At 70.8% G+C, this 17419-nt stretch carries 16 protein-coding genes; 4 read left to right on the top strand and 12 right to left on the bottom strand.

Annotated elements, in window-relative coordinates; all coding sequences use genetic code 11:
* Window positions 1–225 precede the first annotated feature (225 nt).
* Window positions 226–1887: a tannase/feruloyl esterase family alpha/beta hydrolase gene (locus AB0E94_RS41020; protein WP_360337850.1), complete on the top strand. Its 1662-nt coding sequence runs from the start codon at window positions 226–228 to the stop codon at window positions 1885–1887.
* Window positions 1888–2136: 249 nt separating this feature from the next.
* On the opposite strand, the gene AB0E94_RS41015 is transcribed toward AB0E94_RS41020, so the two are convergent.
* Entirely contained in the window at window positions 2137–2907 is a 771-nt protein-coding gene (locus AB0E94_RS41015) for an alpha/beta fold hydrolase (protein ID WP_360337847.1), read from the bottom strand.
* Between the two features lie 142 nt (window positions 2908–3049).
* On the opposite strand from AB0E94_RS41015, the gene AB0E94_RS41010 reads away from it, so the two are divergent.
* Window positions 3050–4006 (top strand): LysR family transcriptional regulator, encoded by a 957-nt coding sequence (locus AB0E94_RS41010; RefSeq protein WP_360337844.1) that lies wholly within the window; start codon window positions 3050–3052, stop codon window positions 4004–4006.
* On the opposite strand, the gene AB0E94_RS41005 is transcribed toward AB0E94_RS41010, so the two are convergent.
* Window positions 3990–4634, bottom strand: a complete 645-nt coding sequence (locus AB0E94_RS41005; RefSeq protein WP_360337841.1) for a TetR/AcrR family transcriptional regulator — start codon at window positions 4632–4634, stop codon at window positions 3990–3992. The two genes, AB0E94_RS41010 and AB0E94_RS41005, sit on opposite strands and share 17 nt — an antisense overlap.
* Before the next feature lie 106 nt (window positions 4635–4740).
* Between AB0E94_RS41005 and AB0E94_RS41000 the strand changes: the two genes are divergently transcribed.
* Window positions 4741–5856 (top strand): epoxide hydrolase family protein, encoded by a 1116-nt coding sequence (locus tag AB0E94_RS41000; protein WP_360337838.1) that lies wholly within the window; start codon window positions 4741–4743, stop codon window positions 5854–5856.
* Window positions 5857–6032: 176 nt separating this feature from the next.
* On the opposite strand, the gene AB0E94_RS40995 is transcribed toward AB0E94_RS41000, so the two are convergent.
* From AB0E94_RS40995 to AB0E94_RS40955, 9 genes are all read right to left on the bottom strand, one after another.
* Window positions 6033–6605 carry a hypothetical protein gene (locus tag AB0E94_RS40995; RefSeq protein WP_360337835.1) on the bottom strand — a complete coding sequence of 191 codons (573 nt, stop codon included), beginning with the start codon at window positions 6603–6605 and terminating at the stop codon, window positions 6033–6035.
* Window positions 6606–6899: 294 nt separating this feature from the next.
* The gene (locus tag AB0E94_RS40990; protein ID WP_360337832.1) at window positions 6900–8111 is read right to left on the bottom strand and encodes a VWA domain-containing protein; all 1212 of its coding nucleotides are present in this window, start codon (window positions 8109–8111) and stop codon (window positions 6900–6902) included.
* Window positions 8098–8949: an SRPBCC family protein gene (locus AB0E94_RS40985; protein ID WP_360337829.1), complete on the bottom strand. Its 852-nt coding sequence runs from the start codon at window positions 8947–8949 to the stop codon at window positions 8098–8100. Before AB0E94_RS40985 ends, AB0E94_RS40990 begins: the two co-directional genes overlap by 14 nt.
* Window positions 8946–9806: a MoxR family ATPase gene (locus AB0E94_RS40980; RefSeq protein ID WP_360337826.1), complete on the bottom strand. Its 861-nt coding sequence runs from the start codon at window positions 9804–9806 to the stop codon at window positions 8946–8948. Before AB0E94_RS40980 ends, AB0E94_RS40985 begins: the two co-directional genes overlap by 4 nt.
* Window positions 9793–10365 (bottom strand): nucleotidyltransferase family protein, encoded by a 573-nt coding sequence (locus AB0E94_RS40975; protein ID WP_360337823.1) that lies wholly within the window; start codon window positions 10363–10365, stop codon window positions 9793–9795. Before AB0E94_RS40975 ends, AB0E94_RS40980 begins: the two co-directional genes overlap by 14 nt.
* The gene (locus AB0E94_RS40970) at window positions 10362–11354 is read right to left on the bottom strand and encodes an XdhC family protein (RefSeq protein ID WP_360337820.1); all 993 of its coding nucleotides are present in this window, start codon (window positions 11352–11354) and stop codon (window positions 10362–10364) included. Before AB0E94_RS40970 ends, AB0E94_RS40975 begins: the two co-directional genes overlap by 4 nt.
* Window positions 11355–11371: 17 nt before the next feature.
* Complete coding sequence (locus AB0E94_RS40965; protein ID WP_360337817.1) at window positions 11372–13774, bottom strand: aerobic carbon-monoxide dehydrogenase large subunit; 2403 nt, start codon at window positions 13772–13774, stop codon at window positions 11372–11374.
* Complete coding sequence (locus tag AB0E94_RS40960) at window positions 13771–14265, bottom strand: (2Fe-2S)-binding protein (RefSeq protein ID WP_360337814.1); 495 nt, start codon at window positions 14263–14265, stop codon at window positions 13771–13773. The genes AB0E94_RS40965 and AB0E94_RS40960 overlap by 4 nt, the downstream gene beginning before the upstream one ends.
* Before the next feature lie 2 nt (window positions 14266–14267).
* Window positions 14268–15143 carry a xanthine dehydrogenase family protein subunit M gene (locus AB0E94_RS40955; RefSeq protein ID WP_360337811.1) on the bottom strand — a complete coding sequence of 292 codons (876 nt, stop codon included), beginning with the start codon at window positions 15141–15143 and terminating at the stop codon, window positions 14268–14270.
* Window positions 15144–15264: 121 nt separating this feature from the next.
* Between AB0E94_RS40955 and AB0E94_RS40950 the strand changes: the two genes are divergently transcribed.
* Window positions 15265–16317: an XdhC/CoxI family protein gene (locus AB0E94_RS40950; RefSeq protein WP_360337808.1), complete on the top strand. Its 1053-nt coding sequence runs from the start codon at window positions 15265–15267 to the stop codon at window positions 16315–16317.
* 76 nt (window positions 16318–16393) lie between these two features.
* Here the strand turns inward: AB0E94_RS40950 and AB0E94_RS40945 are convergent, their stop codons facing one another.
* Window positions 16394–17311: an aminoglycoside phosphotransferase family protein gene (locus AB0E94_RS40945; protein ID WP_360337805.1), complete on the bottom strand. Its 918-nt coding sequence runs from the start codon at window positions 17309–17311 to the stop codon at window positions 16394–16396.
* Window positions 17312–17419 lie beyond the last annotated feature (108 nt).

Raw genomic sequence — 17419 nt, 5'->3', positions numbered from 1 at the left:
GACGATCGCGTACATGGGACGCGGACTCCCTGAGACTTACGCAGCCGGAGGCTGCTGGCGGATGGTGCTGAGACGCGCCCCGCGCCCCGCGCCCCGCGCCCCGCGCCCCGGATGATTGTTGACAATCTTGCACATCATCTTGTTAAGAATGCGTTGCGGGATTTATCGTTCTGCTCACGGCGCCGCAACAACCTCCAGCACTGGCTCCCGACGAGGGGATCCCGCATGAGATCAGTTCGCACGGCCGTCTCCACCCGCATCTTCGCCGCGGCGCTTCTGGCCGCCGCGTTGCTGTTCGTTCCACCCGCTGGGCCGGCCGGCGCGGCGCCGGTCCGCCCGATCATGGAATGCTCCGCCGTGACCGGGCTCGACCTGCCCGGCGTCACCTTCCGGTCGGCGGTCGTGACCAGCAACGGCGCGCCCGCCCCGTACTGTGCGGTCGAGGGTGTCATCGCCCCGGCGGACACGATCGTGATGCGGCTGCCGGTCGACGGATGGACCGGGCGCTACCTCCAGACCGGGTGCGGTGGGCTCTGTGGAACGGCCCGGATCAACTACACGCAGGCGGCGGCCTGTGCGCCGATCGCTGACGGCACCATCGCCAGCGCCACCACCGACATGGGACACCAAGGCGGCAACGACGGCTCGTGGGCGGCCGGCAACCCGCAGGCGCAGATCGACTTCGCCTACCGTGGTGTGCACGTGACCGCGCAGGTCGCCAAGGCCGTGATCACCCGGTTCTACGGGCGGCCGCCGGCGTACAGCTACTTCAGTGGGTGCTCGGACGGCGGGCGGGAAGCCCTGATGGAGGCGCAGCGATACCCGGACGACTTCGACGGGATCGTGGCCGGGGCGCCGGCGAACAACCTGGTCGTCCAGAACACCTTCCACCACGCGTGGAACGTCGTCGCCAACCGGGACGCCGACGGCCGGTACATCCTGCTCGCCGACCGGCTGCCGATCATCCATCAGGCGGTCATGGCTGCCTGTGACGGCCTGGACGGACTCGTGGACGGGGTGCTCGATGATCCTCGGCGGTGCCGGTTCGACCCGTACCGTATGGTCTGCGGCGACCGGGCGACCTGCCTGACCCGCGCGGAAGCCGCGGTGGTCGGCAAACTGCACGACGGGGCGGTCGACCCGCACGGCAACCGGCTGGAGCAGGAGATCTCCCACGAATGGGGCTCCGAACTGGACTGGACCCTGTTCGTGCCGGCGGCGCAGGGGCAGGTCACCTTCAGCGAGAACATCGCGTTGTCGTTCCTGCGTTACCTGGCCTACTTCAACGTCGCCGACCCGGACTATCAGCTCAGCGACCTGCGGTTCACCGAGGCGTCGTTCTGGCGGACCGTGCAGACCTCGAAATACCTGTCGGCCACCGATCCGGACCTCAGCCGGTTCCGGCGCAGCGGCGGCAAGCTGATCCTCTGGCACGGCTGGTCCGACCAGCACATCTCCCCGCAGGCGACGCTCGGCTACCACGACGCGATGCGGGCCACGATGGGCGGCCGGGCCGTCGACGACTTCAGCCGGCTCTACCTCTTCCCCGGGCTGGCCCACTGCTCCGGCGGGCTCGGCCCGGACACCTTCGACATCCTCACCCCCATGCTGAACTGGGTGGAGAACGGCGCCGCACCGACATCGGTGATCGCCGTCAAGGGCGCCCGCAGCCGGCCGGTCTACCCGTATCCGGCGGTCGCCCGCTACGACGGGTCGGGCAGCACCGACGACGCGGCCAACTTCGTCCCGGTCGTTCCGGGTCGCACGCCGGCGGTCGGGTACGAGTGGCTCGGCGCCGGCCTCTACACCCACGGTTACCAGACCACCTGCCAGGCCGTGAACGGCCGCCTCGTCTGCGCTCCCGGTCGTCTCATCCCCCGCCGCTGAACCCTGGGCCTGGGCGCTGCCTCAACTGTCCCGGGGCAGCGCCCATCCCCACCGCTGAAGTCTGGCCACGGGCGCTGCCTCGGGTTTCCTCATTCCCCTCGGTCGACGCGGCCGATGACGGTTGACCTCGCGTGTTCAGGGAGGTGATCGGTTCTACCCTCGCGTGTTCAGGAAGGTGATCGGTTCTACCCTCGCGTGTTCAGGAAGGTGATCGGTTCTACCCTCGCGTGTTCAGGAAGGTGATCGGTTCTACCCTCGTGTGTTCAGGAAGGTGATCAGCTCCTCGGTGAAAGCCGGCTGGCGGACCGCGCCGAGGTGGTCGCCGTCGATGACGGCCAGGCGGGCGTTCGGGATGGCCTTGGCCAGCAGCTCCGGACGGGTGGCCAGGACGTCGTCGCGGCCGGTGACAAGCAGGGTGGGCACGGCGATCGTGTCCAGCGGGATGGGGCTGGCGTGGATGGCGGCGGCCTGGGCGGCCAGAGCCGTACGGTCGCCGCCCACCGCGTCAACGAACGCGCGGAACCCGGCCGCCGCGAAGTGCCTGATCGTGGACGGGTCGTCGGTGTGGAAGGCCTCGCGGAACGCCTCGGCCGGGATCACGCGCGTGTCGACGCCACCGAGCTCGACCACCGAGGAACCGACACCGCCGATGACGAGACGGCGCAGGCGAGGGTCGCGGGTGGCGAAGATCAGGGCGACGATCGCGCCCATCGAGTAGCCGGCCACGTCGACCTGTTCGACCTTCAGCAGGTCGAGGAGCGTGGTGACGTCCTGGGCCATCCGGGTCTCGCCGTACACGGCCGGGTCGTGCGGCTTACCGGAACGCCCGTGACCGCGGGCGTCGATCGCGATCACCCGGCGGCCGGTGGCGGTCAGGGCCGCGACGATGCCCGGCAGCACCCAGTTGGTCTGGCCGTTGGCGATGAAACCGTGATGCAGCAGCACAGGTGGCAGGTCGGAGTCGCCCTGCCATTCGTCCCAGTAGATCTCCACACCGTCGGTGGCCTCGAAGGTCGGCATCGGCGGATTCCTCTCCAGTTCGGCTCGGGCGCACGACAGCGTATGCGCGGAAGGCGTCTGCGGTATCGGTGAGATCGCCGGTGTGGTCACCATGTGCGACGCGGGAGGCACTACCGATGTTGATCGCGATACATTTCGGGCTGTGACCCCCACACAGTTGCGTGCCTACTCCGCCGTCGTCCGATGCGGCTCGGTGAAGCAGGCGGCGGCGCAGCTCGAGGTCTCCGAATCGGCGGTGTCGCTGCACATCGGGCAACTCCGCAAGGAGCTCGGCGATCAGCTCTTCTCGCGGACGGCCAACGGGCTCTCCTTCACACCCGGCGGGCTGCGGCTCGCCAGCCGGGCCACCGAGCTGCTCGGCTTGCAGGACATCACGGTGCTGGAGGTCAGCGCCGCCGGACAGGGGCGGCGGCTGCTGCGGGTCGGGGCGTCCTCGTTGTTCGCCGAGCACGCGGCCCCGGGACTGATCGAGCTCTTCGCGAGCCGGGCCGCCGACCTGGACGTCGAATTGAGCGTGCGCAACCCGGGCTCGTTCGTGGAGGCGCTGATCGAGCGCAGCATCGACATCGCGATCGGGCCACCGCCGGCGGTGCCCGACGCGGCGGTGCGGTGCCGGCCGGTCATGTACTACAAGGTCGTCGTCGTGGCCGGAACTGATCATCCGCTCGCCGGGACCCAGCCGACACCACGGCAGCTGCGCGATCAGACGTGGCTGCTCGGCCCGTCGGCCGCCGCCGACCGCGGCGCCATCCCGACCCTGCTGCGGCGGCTCGGGGTGCCGGACGACCGGCAGCAGATCTTCCAGAGCCACGCGGCCGCCATCGAGGAGGCCAAACGCGGCCGCGGGGTGGCGGCGGCGCTGTCTTTCACCGTCGCGCACGAGGTACGCAAAGGGCACCTCGTCCAGTTCTGCGGGCCGCACACGGCTCTCGAAGAGGTGTGGCACTCGCTGACGCTGGCCGAGAGCGGTAAGCCGTCGGCGGCGGCTGAGCTGGGCCGATTCGCATCGACGCCGCGGGCCATCCAGGCGATGATGCGCGGTAGCGGGGTGAACGTGGCCCGTTTCAAGCCGTCTATTCATGTCACTCTCTGGAGTTGACGGCCGGGTCATCCGGCCGCGGCAGCCAGCGCCAGTTGATCTCGAGCCAGGTGGGCGCCGGTCCGGGCAGGGCCGCCCCGGCACGTAGCCCGTCCAGCAGCATCGCCAGATAGCGGCGGCGCAGCGAAGTGGTGCGGACCGGGTCGGGCACGCGGACCGCGGCGCACATCTCCAGCAGCATCGTCAGGTCGGCTGGAACGGCCTCGGGCCGCATCTGTGGTCGGGCCCGCTCGAACAGGGCGCTGGCCAGCTCGTCGGCCCGGACGGCGTCGGCGCTCATCTCGTCGGTCGGGGTGAACGTGCCGGCCAGATGCACCGTGAGCGAGTGCACGTCGGCGTCGACCACGCCGTGCACGAACGTCTCGAAGGCGGCCCAGTCGTCGGCCGCGGCGGAGGCCTGCTCGGCCTGGTCGATGAAGGTGCGCAACCCGTCGTGGCAAAGCTTGCGGAGCAGGTCCTCCTTGCCGGCGTAGCGCCGGTAGAGAGCACTGATGCCGACGCCGGCACGGTCGGCGACCGCAGCGACAGGGGCGCGCTTGTCGGCCAGGAAGACCTCTTTGGCCGCGGCCAGGATCGTCACGTCATTGCGTGCGGCCTGGCGGGCTCGGCCGGACGTCGGGCTCGTCATGCCGTCGACTATAGCGGACCGGAATGCTCTGTTCCGCAATCGCCGCCAGTCTGCTACGTTCGAACGGAACGAAGCATTCCGTTCCTTCCGGAAAGAGGAAACCGGCATGACCGCGATCCGCCCCTTCCGCATCGACGTCTCCGACACCGACCTCGAAGACCTTCGCGACCGGCTGGCCCGCACCCGCTGGACACCGGAGATCCCCGGCCAGGGCTGGCAGCGCGGCGTCCCCGTCGACTACCTGCGCGGCCTGGCCGCCTACTGGGCGGGCGAGTTCGACTGGCGAGCGGCCGAGGCCCGGCTCAACGCGCTGCCCCAGTTCCTCACCGAGGTCGACGGGCAGACGCTGCACTTCGCCCACGTCCGTGCCGCCGACCCGGCCGCGACCCCGCTTCTGATCACCCACGACTGGCCCGCCTCGTTCGCCGTCTACCTGCCCGTGGTCGAGGCGTTGCGTGAGCACTTCCATCTCGTGCTGATGAGCAACCCGGGCGTCGGCTACTCCGGCCCGCTCACCACACCGGGCTGGACGACGGCGCGGACCGCTGCGGCGTTCCACGAGGTCATGTCCCGGCTGGGTTACGAGCGGTATGGGGTGCAGGGCACCGGCGGAGGCGCCGCCACCGCCGTCGAGATGGGCCGTCAGCAGCCCGGCCGGGTGATCGGTGTGCACGTCAACGGGCACATCACGTTCCCCTCCGACGACCCGGCCGATTTCGCCGACCTCACCGAGGCCGAGCAGACCCGGCTGGGCCGGCTCCAGGAGTTCCGCGACGACAAGATGGGCTTCAACGCCATCCAGTCGACCCGGCCGCAGACCCTGGCGCACGGGCTGCACGACTCGCCCGCCGGGCAGCTCGCGTGGATCATCGAGAAGTTCAAGGAGTGGACCGATCCGGCCGCCGACCTGCCCGAGGACGCCGTCGACCGCGATCTGCTGCTGACCAACGTCAGCCTGTACTGGTTCACCGGGACAGCCGGCTCCTCCGCCAACCTCTACTGGGAGATGGCGCACGACCCGGGCGCGTGGGCGCCGAAGCCGAAATCAACGGTTCCGCTGGGCGTCGCGCTCGGCGTCACCGACGTCACGATCAGGCGCTTCGCCGAGCGGGACGCGCCCGTCACCCACTGGACCGAACTGCCGGCCGGCGGCAACTTCCTCTCCGCCGAGCAGCCGAAGCTCTTCAGCGACGACGTGCGGGAGTTCTTCGACGCTCTCTGACAACGCGTGCGGGCCGGTCCACCTTTCGGGGACGCCCGGCCCGCACAGACCGCACAGACCGCCCGGACCGCACGGCCTGCCCGGACCGCATGGACCGCCCGAACCGCACGGCCTGCCCGGACCGCATGGACCGCCCGAACCGCACGGCCTGCCCGGACCGCCCGGGCTCCGGGTGCTCACCCGGTGGAGCTGACGGCGCCGAACACGATGGTGACGCTGAACGTGGCGCCGTCCACCTGGTAGGCGTAACAACCCGGGCCGGCCACCGTCGTCGTCGCCGGCAGGTCGTTGTCCTCTCTGGTCAGGTAGGCGTAGTGGCCGCCGTCGCGTTTCTCGCCGGTGTAGGAGAAGGTGACGCCGGCCGGTCCTGGCACGTCGATGCGCGCGGCCCGCACCAGGACCGGGCCGGAATAACCGGCGCCGATCCAGCGGACCTTCTTCTCGTAGGTCCCGTCCGGTTGCCGGTCACCGGGCCGCAACTCGAGCACGGAGCCGTCGCGGAAGTAGTCGGCGATCGGATGGACCGGGCCGTCGCCGAGCACCCGGCCCGCCTGTCCTGGGCCGTTCCAGGTGCGGGCCTCGGCAACCGGGCACACAGCGCCGGGAGCAGCTTCCGGCAGGCGCAATGGAGGTGCGATGAAAGCCGTAGCGGACGCCGTAGCGGACGTGACCGGCGTGGGTTCGCCGTCGCAGGCCGCGACACCGAGCAGTAGCGCCACGACGACGGGCGCCCGGCCTTTGCTCACCATACACGCAGTATCGACCCGGGACAGCTCCGGCGCAGCCCGGCCACGGGCGGCCCTTCACGATTCGGCCAATCCGCTTCGTGGTCAGCGACGGCGGCGTTTCCTCCGCTGCCGGCCGGCGTGATGCGGCCGCTGTTGCGGGACCGGTGGCGGCATCCGACTGCCGCCGCCGATCGCGACCCGAGAGCCGCCGCCGGTCGCGGCTCGAGAGCCACCGCCGGTCGCGACCCGAAGGCCGCTTCAGCCGAGGCCGAAGCGAACAGGGTCCTGGCGCGACCCGGTCGGCGGGTGGGCGCCTCAGCGGAGGCGTGATTCGTGGAGGTGGTGAAGGGCTTCGGTGAGGTCGGCGAAGGTGGCGGCGGGAAGCAGCCGGTCGCAGAACGGGAGGGCGGCGGCCATTCCCCCGACACGTGGAGTGAAACCGGCGGCGCCGGCGCGGGGGTTCAGCCAGAGGATGCGGTGAGCTCGGCGGCGCAGGCGGGTCATCGCGGTGGTCATCGCTTCCGGCGGGTCGCTGTCCCAGCCGTCCGAGGCGATGATGACGACTCCACCGCGGACCGCTTCGCCGTGGTGGGAGTCGAGGAGGGCGGCGAGGTTCGAGGCGATCCGGGTGCCGCCGAAACGGTCGTCGACGGCGGTGCCGGCCTGGTCGACGGCCTCGCGCGGGGAGGTGTGACGCAGTTGGACGGTGAGTCTGGTCAGGCGGGTGGCGAAAGCGAACACCTCGGCGTCCGCGACCGTCGCGAACGCCCGCATGAGCTGGAGATAGGCGGCGGCCTGGGCGCGCATCGACTCGCTGACGTCGCACAGCATCACGACCCGGCGAGGTCGCGGCACCGGGCGTTCGCGGACCACGGTGATCGCCTCCCAGCCGGTGCGGCGGGCCCGGGCGATGGTGGCGCGCAAAGCCACCCGGCGGCCGGCCGGGTCGGCCCGGTGACGGCGTCCACGGCGCTGGGGCCAGTCGGTGAGGGCGGCCCGCAACGCCGCTCCAAGCGCCTCGGTCTGGGGCGGGTCGAGATCCTCGAACGGGACCGCGGCGAGAGCGGCAAGAGTGCTCGGGCGCAGCTCGGGAAGATCAAGGCCGTCGTCGCCGGACTCGTCGCCGGCCGCCACGACGGCCGGCAGGGTGGCCCAGGGCAGGCCGTCGCCCCCGGCAGTGGCCTCGCCGCCGGTTCCCGGGACGGCGACGTGGACGGCGTTGTCACGGTTTCTCGGGGGCACCGCCGAACGGCTCAACGGAAGTGGTGGGGTGTCGTCGAATACGGTGGTGAACACCCGGTCGAAGACGGCGAGGTCGTCGTGGCGGCGGACCAGCGACACCCGGGCCGTCCAGTAGAGGACGGTCCGGGACGTCGGAGGGCTGGCGGCCAGCGCACGGACCAGGTCGTCGGTCTCGGTGATGCCGACCCGCAGGCCGGCGCGGCGCAGACGGGCCACGAACGCGACGGCGAACGCAGCCCGGTCCGTGCCGCGCAGCAGGACCGGGGCGGGTTCAGCCGCGGGCAACGAACCAGACGATCACCGCGACGACCACGACAGCGCCGACAGCCACCGGGATCACCCGCTTGTAGATCGAACTGCCGGCGACGGCGAGCAGGTCGATCGCCTCCGGTTCGGCGGTCTGGACGGAAGCCGCAGCGGCAGACGGGCCGGTCGCCGCGTCGGAGGACCTCGCCGGCTCAGAGGAAGCGGGAGGCGTGGCCGGCTCAGAGGACGCGGAGGACGTGGTGGTGGAGGCCGCCGGTGTGGCGGATGCGTCGACGGAGGCCGCAGCGGTGGCAGCGGAAGTAGAGGCAGCGGGCGCGTCGGCGGCGTCATTCTCCGGCGAGGCAGAAACGGCAGGCGCGGAAGCGGCAGCGGCAGGCGCGGAACCGGTAGCAGGCGCGGCGGGCGCGGCGTCGGTGGCCAGCTTGGACTCCAGGTTGGTTACGAACTGGGTCAGGAGCTTCGACGAAACCTCCTTGATCATGCCGCTGCCGAACTGGGCCAATTTGCCGCTGATCTTCAGGTCGGTGTCGACTGAGACCTTTGTGCTGGTCGGGGTCTCGGCGGTCAGGGCGGCGCTCACCGTCGCCGAGGCGTTTCCGGCGGAGCGGGCGTCCCGGCCCTTGGCGTCGATCACGGCTCGGTAGGCTTCGTCGTCCTTGGCGGTGAACTGGGCCGTTCCGGCGAAGTCGGAGATCACCGGGCCCACCTTGACCTTCACCTTGCCCTTGTAGACCTCGCCCTCGACGCCGGTGAGCTGGGCGCCGGGCATGCAGGGGGCGATGCCCTCGAGGTCGGTGAGGACCTTCCAGGCCTGGTCGATCGGGATCTGCACGGTGAACTCGTTGGTGATCTTCATTGCGGGTTCTCCTGAGAAACGGCGGGGACGGCCGCGGCGATCGTCTGGCGGTCGTCGGGGGTCTTGGCGATGGTGCCGAGGGTGCGCAGCGTGTCGGCGGCGACGAGTTCGGTGGCGCCCAGGGCGGCCAGCGCGGACACCCAGTCGATGGTCTCGGCCAGGCCGGGCGCCTTGTCCAGGTCGAGGGCACGGACCCGGCCGATGAACTCGGTGGCGTCGCGGATCAGTGGCGCCGACGCCTCCGGAACGGCCCGGCGCACGATGGCGGCGGCCTGGGCCGGGGGCGGGAAGTCGATCCAGTGGTAGAGGCAACGGCGGCGCAGGGCGTCGTGCAGGTCGCGGCTGCGGTTGGAGGTCAGGACCACGACCGGGGGCCGGGTGGCGGCGAAGGTGCCGAGTTCCGGAACGGTGACGGCGGCCTCGCCGAGGAACTCGAAGAGCAGCGCTTCGAACTCGTCGTCGGCCCGGTCGATCTCGTCGATCAACAGCACCGGCGGGGTGGGCCCGTCATAGCGGACAGCCCGCAGGATCGGCCGTTCCAGCAGGAACTCGTCGGTGAACAGGGAGGCGTCGCCGGTGGCCTGACCGAGCCGGATGTGCAGGAGTTGCCGCTGGTAGTTCCACTCGTAGAGGGCTTCACCGGCGGTCAGGCCCTCATAACACTGCAAGCGGATGAACGGCGTGTCCAGGGCCTGGGCCAGGGCTTTCGCGGCGGCGGTCTTGCCGACTCCGGGCTCACCCTCGAGGAGGAGTGGCTTGCCGAGGCGCAGGGCCAGGAAGACGGCCATGGCCAGGCCCTCGTCGGCCAGGTAGTCGACGGCGTCCAGACGCTGGACGACCTCTTCAGGATTCTTCATTCGCCAGTAGCCGCTCGTAGTCTTCCGGGGTGTCCACGTCGACCGGCACGGTACCGGCGGTGGCGATCTCGGTCACCTGGTGCCGGCCCGAGTGCAGGAGCTTCCACACCGCTTTGTCGCCGTGCAGGGTGGAGAGGTCGTCGTACACCTGGTGGTGGAAGACGAACGGATGCCCGAGGCCGTCGGCGTACCGGCACACCCCGATCGGTGCGTCGACGAGGGCGACCCGCCGCACGTCGAACGGTGACACCAGCGGCTGGTCACCGAGCAGCAGGACGAGCCGGTCGGTGTCGATGTGCGGGATCGCGGTCCGGATCGACGACCCGCATCCGTCCTGGTAGGCAGGGTTTTCGACAACCCGTACGCCGGAAAGGTCGACGTTGGCGCGGATCTCCGCGGCCGAACCGCCCAGGGTGACCACCAGATCGTCGAGCTGGCAGGACCGGGCCATGTCCAGCGTGGCGTCGAGCAGGGTGCGGCCGCGGAACGGCAGCAGTTGCTTGGCCTCGCCGAGCCGCCGCGAACCGCCCGCGGCGAGCACCAGGCCCGTCACGCTCATGAGTTCCGGCCGCGCGTGTGCTTCTTCAGGCAGCCGGGGCAGCAGTACCAGAAGTCCTGGCCGTCGACGACGGCGTGGTGGGTGTCGGCGCCGATGACGACGGTCATGCCGCAGATCGGGTCGATCGCGGTGGCGGCGGGCGTGAACGTGGCCGGCCCGACGGGCAGGGTCGGGCCGGCCACGAACTCTGGTTCGGCCTGGGCGAAGGCCGCGGCCTCGGCATGCGAGGACGGCGACGAGACCGGGACCGAAGCCGGAGAGGAGGCGGCGGGTGCGGCCTTCAGCGATGCGGTCCGCATCTCGCGGACGATCTCCGCCAGGACCGACAGAGCGATCTCCTTGGGGGTACGGGCACCGATGTCGATCCCGGCGTGCGGGCGTATCCGGGCGCGCTCGTCCACGGTCAGGCCCATGGCGTCGAGCAGGATGGCCGAGCGCGTGTGGCTGGCGACCAAGGCGATCAGGCCGACCCCGGTGTCGAGCGCGGTCCGGATGGCACGTTCCTCGTCCCGGCCGAGCCCTGCCACGACGACCGCCGTGACCCCTTCGGGTGACGAGGCGGAGATCACCTCGAAGTCGAGGAACCCGGCGAGGTCGGCCACGGCCCGGGCGATCGGGCTCTCCCCCGCGACCGCCACGAGGGGTTTCGGCAGCACCGGCCGGAGGAAGATCTCGATCGCCCCGCCGGAGTGGCAGGGGTTGACGACGACGAGCGCGCCGGGCGTCTCGGGGAACTCCGCGGAGTCCTCGGGCAGCACCCGCAGCAGCATGGAGTTGCCGTCACGCAGCGTCTCCATGGCGGCGGCACGCACCGACGTCTCGGCGCAGACCCCGCCGACGAAGCCCTCGATGGACCCGTCGGCGAGGATGACCGCGTCGTCGCCGGCCCGGGCGGAGGTGGGTTCCTGCGCCCGGACCACGGTGGCGTGCACGAAGGGGCAACGCGCGGCGGTGAGTTCGCGCGCCCGCTCGGCGGTGCTCGTCGTCATCTTGTGCTCCCGTTGGTTCAGATCGGCGGGGTGGCCTGGCCGCGCATGGCGTCCCACACCCGGCTGGGGGTGAGTGGCATGTCGGCGTGCCGGATCCCGAACGGCTTGAGCGCGTCGACGACCGCGTTGACGATCGCCGGCGGGGAGCCGACGGTCGCGGATTCGCCGATGCCCTTGGCGCCGATCGGGTGGTGCGGCGACGGGGTGACCGTGTAGCCGGTCTCCCAGTCGGGCACCTCCAGCGCGGTGGGGATCAGGTAGTCCATCAGCGAGGCGCCGAGGCAGTTGCCGTCCTCGTCGAAGGAGATCATCTCCATCAGGGCCATGCCGACGCCGTCGGTGAGGCCGCCGTGCACCTGCCCCTCGATGATCATCGGGTTGATCCGGGTGCCGCAGTCGTCGACCGCGATGAAGCGGCGGACCTTGACCTCGGCGGTGCCCGGGTCGATGTCGACGACGCAGATGTACGCCCCGTGCGGGTAGGTCAGGTTCGACGGGTTGTAGCAGATCTGCGCTTCGAGGCCACCTTCGACGCCGTCCGGCAGGTCGCCCGCGCCGTGTGCCCGGAACGCGATCTCCTGGATCGTCACCGAACGGCCGGGGTCGCCCTTGACCTGGAAGGCGCCCTTGACCCAGTCGAGGTCGGCGACCGACACCTCGAGCATGCCCGAGGCGATCAGTCGGGCCTTGTCGCGCACCTTTCGGGCGACCAGAGCGGCAGCCGCACCGGAGACCGGTGTGGACCGGCTCCCGTAGGTACCCAGACCGAACGGCGTGTTGTCGGTGTCGCCGTGCAGAACGTCGATGTCGGCCGGCGGAATGCCCAGCTCCTCGGCGATGATCTGCGCGAACGTGGTCTCATGGCCCTGCCCCTGGGTCTTCACCGAGAGCCGTACGACGGCCTTGCCGGTCGGGTGGACCCGCAGCTCGCAGCCGTCGGCCATGCCCAGGCCGAGGATGTCCATGTTCTTCCGCGGGCCGGCGCCGACCGCCTCGGTGAAGAACGCGATGCCGATGCCCATCAGCTCGCCCTTGGCCCGCTTGAGTTCCTGCTCCTTGCGCAGTTCCTCGTAGCCGGCCATCTCCATGGCGAGGCGCATGGTGGGCTCGTAGTCGCCGGAGTCGTACACCCAGCCGGTCTTGGTGGTGTACGGGAACTGCTCGGGCTGGATGAAGTTCTTCAGCCGCAGCTCGGCCGGGTCCATCCGCAGCTCGTAGGCGAGCGCGTCGACGATCCGCTCGACCAGGTAGACGGCCTCGGTGATACGGAACGAGCAGGCGTACGCGACACCGCCGGGCGCCTTGTTGGTGTAGACGGCGGTCATCTTGCAGTGCGCCGCCTGGAGGTCGTAACTGCCGGTGAACACGCCGAAGAAGCCGGCCGGGTACTTCACCGGGGCGGCCGTGCCGTTGAAGGCGCCGTGGTCGGCCAGCACGTTCGTACGGATGGCGAGGATCTTGCCCTCGCTCGTCGCGGCGATCTCCGCACGCATGATGTAGTCACGCGCGAAACCGGTGCTGATCAGGTTCTCCGACCGGTCCTCCATCCACTTCACCGGTTTGCCGGTGACGATGGAGCCGACGATCGAGTGGACGTAACCGGGGTAGATCGGCACCTTGTTGCCGAAGCCGCCGCCGATGTCCGGCGCGATCACCTGGATCTTGTGTTCGGGCAGGCCGGCGACGATCGCGTAGAGGGTGCGGTGCGCGTGCGGGGCCTGGGTGGTGGACCAGAGCCGCAGTTTGCCCTCGACCGGGTCGAAGTCGGCGACCGAGCCGCACGTCTCCATCGGGGCCGGGTGGACCCGCGGGTAGACGATGTCCTCCTTGACGATCACGTCCGCCGAGGCGAAGACCCGGTTGGTCTCCTCCTCGTCACCGGTCTCCCAGTCGAAGACGTGGTTGTTCGTCTTGCCTTCGAGGTCGGTACGGATGACCGGGGCGTCCGGGTCGAGAGCCTTGCGCACGTCGACGACCGGGTCGAGGACGTCGTACTCGACATCGATCAGTTCGAGGGCGTCGCGGGCCTGGTAGCGGTCCTCGGCGACGACGAACGCCACCTCCTGGCCCTGGAAGCGCACCTTGTCGGTGGCCAGCACGGCCTGCACGTCGTTGGAGAGCGTCGGCATCCAGGCCAGGCCGAGTCCCTTGAGGGTCTCGCCGGTGACGACCGCCTTCACCCCGGGCGACGCCTCGGCCGCGCTGGTGTCGATGCTGACGATGTTGGCGTGCGCGAACGGCGAGCGCAGGATCGCCAGGTGCAGCATGCCCGGCAGCTGCACGTCGTCGACGAACCGGCCCCGGCCGCGGAGCAGGCGCGCGTCCTCCTTGCGCAGCATCCGGCCGAACCCGACCGGCTTCTGGTCGTTGTCCTCGAACTCGGTGAGCTTCGCCTGTGAAGGCTCGTGGACGGTGGTCATGCCTGTACCGCCTCTTCGGTAGCGACAGCGGAGGCCTCGTGCACCGCGGCCCAGCGGACCGAGCGGATGATCGAGGAGTAGCCCGTGCAACGGCAGATCTGGCCGGAGATGGCCTCGCGGATCTCGCCCTCGGTCGGGTCCGGGTTCTTGTCGAGCAGCGCCCGGCAGGTCATCAGCATGCCCGGCGTGCAGAACCCGCACTGCAGGCCGTGGCACTGCCGGAAGCCCTCCTGGATGGGGTCCAGTTCGGCGCCGTTGGCGAGGCCTTCGACGGTACGGACCTCGTGGCCCCCCGCCATGGCGGCCAGCACGGTGCACGACTTGACGGGCTCGCCGTCCAGCCACACCACACACACGCCGCAGTTGCTGGTGTCGCAGCCCCAGTGGGTGCCGGTCAGGCCGAGCACGTCCCGCAGGAAGTGCACGAGCAGCATGCGGCCTTCGATTTCACGGGTGTACTCGGTCCCGTTCACCGTCATGGTGACCTGCATGGTCAGCCCCTCGCCCGTTCCACGGCCCGGCGAAGCGTGCGCCGGGTCAGCTCGTCCGCCAGGTGGCGCTTGTAGTCCGCGCTGCCGCGGGTGTCGGTGGCCGGGTCGCAGCTGCGTGCCGCGATCGCGCCGGCCAGCTCGTACAGGCTCTCGTCGGGCTCGTGCCCGCGCAGCGCCGCCGAGATCTCCGGGATGCCTGTGGTGTTGGGGCCGACCGCGGCCAGGCCCACCCGGGCGTCGACGATCCGGCCCTGGTCCAGCCACACCGCGGCGCCCGCGGACACCACGGCCCAGTCGCCGGCCCGGCGCTCGACCTTGGCGTACGCGCTGCCGGCCTTGAAGCTCTTCCGGGGAATCCGGATCTCGGTGAGGATCTCGTTGTCCTCGACGGCCGTCTCGTACGGCCCGACGTGGAACTCCTCCATGGTGACGACCCGCTCCGAGCCGCCCGGGCCGCGGATGACGCAGCTCGCGTCGAGGGTCGTGCACACCGCCGACAGGTCTTCCGACGGGTCCGCCTGGCAGAGCGAGCCGCCCAGCGTGCCACGGTTGCGCACGATCGGGTCGGCGATCACCTTCTCGGCGTCCCGGAAGATCGGGAACACTCCGGCCAGGACGTCCGACTCGAGAAGTTCCCGATGCCGGGTCATGGCCCCGATCCGCACCTCGTCGTCGCTGAGCCTGATGTAGCCGAGCTCGGCGTGCAGATCGTTGATGTCGATGAGATATTCGAAATTGGCGAGCCGGAGCTTCATCATCGGCAGCAGGCTGTGGCCACCGGCCACCAACCGCGCTGAGCTGCCCAGACGCTCCAACAGTCCGATGGCTTGATCCACGCTCGTGGCACGTTCGTACTCGAACGGAGCCGGCACCTGCATCCTGCACCTCCCGTGAAGTCGCGCAGACCCTCCCGCCGTCGGCATCCAATGTCAACAGCGACCTAAGCGATGTCTTAACTCACCGTTGACGATCCCGATGCTGATCACGGATGGTGCTGGGATGCGCGAGATCGTGGACGGCCTGCTGGCCTGGCGCGCCGCCGGCATCCCCTTCGCCGTGGCGACGGTGGTGCACACCTGGCGTTCGGCGCCTCGCCGGCCGGGCGCGGCGATGGCCGTCAACGAGCACGGCGAGGTCATCGGCAGTGTCTCCGGCGGCTGCGTCGAAGGCGCCGTCTATGCGGCCGCGCAGGAGGTGATCCAAACCGGCAAGGCCCAGACACATACGTACGGGGTGAGCGACGGCGATGCGCTCGAAGTCGGCCTGACCTGCGGCGGAACCATCGAGATCATGGTCCGGCCGTCGTCGGACCTGCCGCTGATCGATCGCGTGCTCTCGGACATCTCGGCGGGCCGCCCGGTCGCCACCGTCTCCCTGCCGGATGCGCAGCTCGTCGTCTGGCCGGACCGGATCGAGGGCACCCTCGGCGACGACGAACTGGACCGGATCGCCGGCGAGCAGGCCCGCGGGCTGCTCGCGCACGGCCGCAGCGCGATCGTCACCGCCTGCGAGCGTGAGGTGTTCGTGCAGTCCTGGGCCGCCCCGGCCCGCATGATCGTGTTCGGGGCGATCGACTTCGCGGCCGCCGTCGCCCGGATCGGGAAGTTCCTCGGCTACCAGGTGACCGTCTGCGACGCGCGCGGGGTCTTCGCCACGCCGGCCCGGTTCCCGGAGGCGGACGAGGTGGTGGTCGAGTGGCCGCATCGCTACCTCTCCTCGACGGTTGTCGACGAGCGGACCGTACTGTGCGTGCTCACCCACGACCCGAAGTTCGACATCCCGCTGCTCGAGGTGGCCCTGCGGACGCCGGCCCGCTACATCGGCGCGATGGGCAGCCGCCGCACCTGCGAGGACCGGATCAGCCGGCTCCGCGAGGCGGGTGTCGGCGAGGAGGCGCTGTCCCGGCTGCGCGCGCCGATCGGGCTGGACCTGGGCGCCCGCACCCCGGAGGAGACCGCGGTGGCCATCGCGGCCGAGATCGTCGCGCTGTCCTGGGGCGGCTCGGGCGCCCCGCTCACCGACCTGACCGCGCCGATCCACGGAACGGCCTGACGGCGACGAGACGGCCGCGGCGGAGCCGGGCGGACACGGCCCCGGCCGGATCAGACGGCCCACGGCCGCGGCTGAATCAAGCGGCCCACGGCCCCCGGCGGTCGTGGTCGGCGAGGATCTCGTTGATCACCCGCTCCTGCTCGGCGGCGCCGGCCCGGTCGTCCTTCTCGATCGCGCCGACCAGGACCAGCATCGCCTTCCACAGCGCCCAGCCACGGGCGCGGGCCCACGTCCCCTCGTCCTGATCGACCGCCCGCCGGAACTCCGCGCGGGCCGGACCGTGGAACATGGTCCACGCGATCACCAGGTCACAGGCCGGATCGCCGACGCCGGACGTGCCGAAGTCGAGCACCGCGGCCAGTTCACCGTCGACGACCAGCAGGTTTCCGGCCGCGATGTCGCCGTGGAACCACACCGGGTCGCCGCGGTGCTCCAGCACGAGCGCGGCGCCCCACGCCTCGGCCGCGCGGGCGGTGTCGATCCGGCCGTCGAGCAGCCGCAGGCAGTGGCGGGTCTCGTCGTCGTAGAAGACCGGCGGGGCGCCCCGGTGCCAGCTGTGGTCGCCGGCGGCCGGGCCGCCGCCGGTGTCGCAGCGCTGCAGCGCCCGGATGAATCCGGCCACCGACGCCGCAAATCGGTCCAGGTCCGCGATCGGCGCCCGGAGGGCGGTCTCTCCCGGCAGCCAACCCCGGACCGACCAGGGGTACGGATACCCGCCCCCGGGTTCTCCGGAGGCCAGGATCGGCGGCACCGGGACCGGCAGGTGCGGCGCCAGCCGGGGCAGCCAGGTGTTCTCCTTGGCGACCGCGGGCACGTAGCCGGGCGCCGTCGGCAGCCGGACGGTCATGTCGTCGCCGAGCCGGTAGGTGCGGTTGTCCCACCCGTCCACCTCGACCGGGGTCACCGGGAGCCCGGCCCACTCCGGGAACTGTGCCTCGATCAGCCGTCTCACCAGCGCCGCGTCGATTCCGGCGCGCCCGTCCGCGAAGGTCATCCGATTCCTTCCGTGGATACTTCGGCCTTCAGGCCGGGGAGGAAACGGAATGCCCTGCGGAGCAGGGCAGGGATAGCCGGTTCGCCGTCCAGGCGGACCGCCGGCAGG

The organism is Actinoplanes sp. NPDC026670, assembly GCF_040638175.1.
In the GTDB taxonomy this organism is placed as follows: Bacteria; Actinomycetota; Actinomycetes; order Mycobacteriales; family Micromonosporaceae; genus Actinoplanes.
This window is presented reverse-complemented; position numbering and strand designations above follow the sequence as displayed.

Bases quoted from the DNA above. Each gene is read 5' to 3' on its own strand.
- AB0E94_RS41000 (WP_360337838.1), top strand. From the start codon at position 4,741: ATGACCGCGATCCGCCCCTTCCGCATCGACGTCTCCGACACCGACCTC.
- AB0E94_RS40985 (WP_360337829.1), bottom strand. From the start codon at position 8,949: ATGAAGATCACCAACGAGTTCACCGTGCAGATCCCGATCGACCAGGCC.
- AB0E94_RS40945 (WP_360337805.1), bottom strand. From the start codon at position 17,311: ATGACCTTCGCGGACGGGCGCGCCGGAATCGACGCGGCGCTGGTGAGA.
- AB0E94_RS41005 (WP_360337841.1), bottom strand. From the start codon at position 4,634: ATGACGAGCCCGACGTCCGGCCGAGCCCGCCAGGCCGCACGCAATGAC.
- AB0E94_RS40955 (WP_360337811.1), bottom strand. From the start codon at position 15,143: ATGCAGGTGCCGGCTCCGTTCGAGTACGAACGTGCCACGAGCGTGGAT.
- AB0E94_RS40980 (WP_360337826.1), bottom strand. From the start codon at position 9,806: ATGAAGAATCCTGAAGAGGTCGTCCAGCGTCTGGACGCCGTCGACTAC.
- AB0E94_RS40975 (WP_360337823.1), bottom strand. From the start codon at position 10,365: ATGAGCGTGACGGGCCTGGTGCTCGCCGCGGGCGGTTCGCGGCGGCTC.
- AB0E94_RS40970 (WP_360337820.1), bottom strand. From the start codon at position 11,354: ATGACGACGAGCACCGCCGAGCGGGCGCGCGAACTCACCGCCGCGCGT.
- AB0E94_RS40965 (WP_360337817.1), bottom strand. From the start codon at position 13,774: ATGACCACCGTCCACGAGCCTTCACAGGCGAAGCTCACCGAGTTCGAG.
- AB0E94_RS40960 (WP_360337814.1), bottom strand. From the start codon at position 14,265: ATGCAGGTCACCATGACGGTGAACGGGACCGAGTACACCCGTGAAATC.
- AB0E94_RS41015 (WP_360337847.1), bottom strand. From the start codon at position 2,907: ATGCCGACCTTCGAGGCCACCGACGGTGTGGAGATCTACTGGGACGAA.
- AB0E94_RS40950 (WP_360337808.1), top strand. From the start codon at position 15,265: ATGCGCGAGATCGTGGACGGCCTGCTGGCCTGGCGCGCCGCCGGCATC.
- AB0E94_RS40995 (WP_360337835.1), bottom strand. From the start codon at position 6,605: ATGGTGAGCAAAGGCCGGGCGCCCGTCGTCGTGGCGCTACTGCTCGGT.
- AB0E94_RS41020 (WP_360337850.1), top strand. From the start codon at position 226: ATGAGATCAGTTCGCACGGCCGTCTCCACCCGCATCTTCGCCGCGGCG.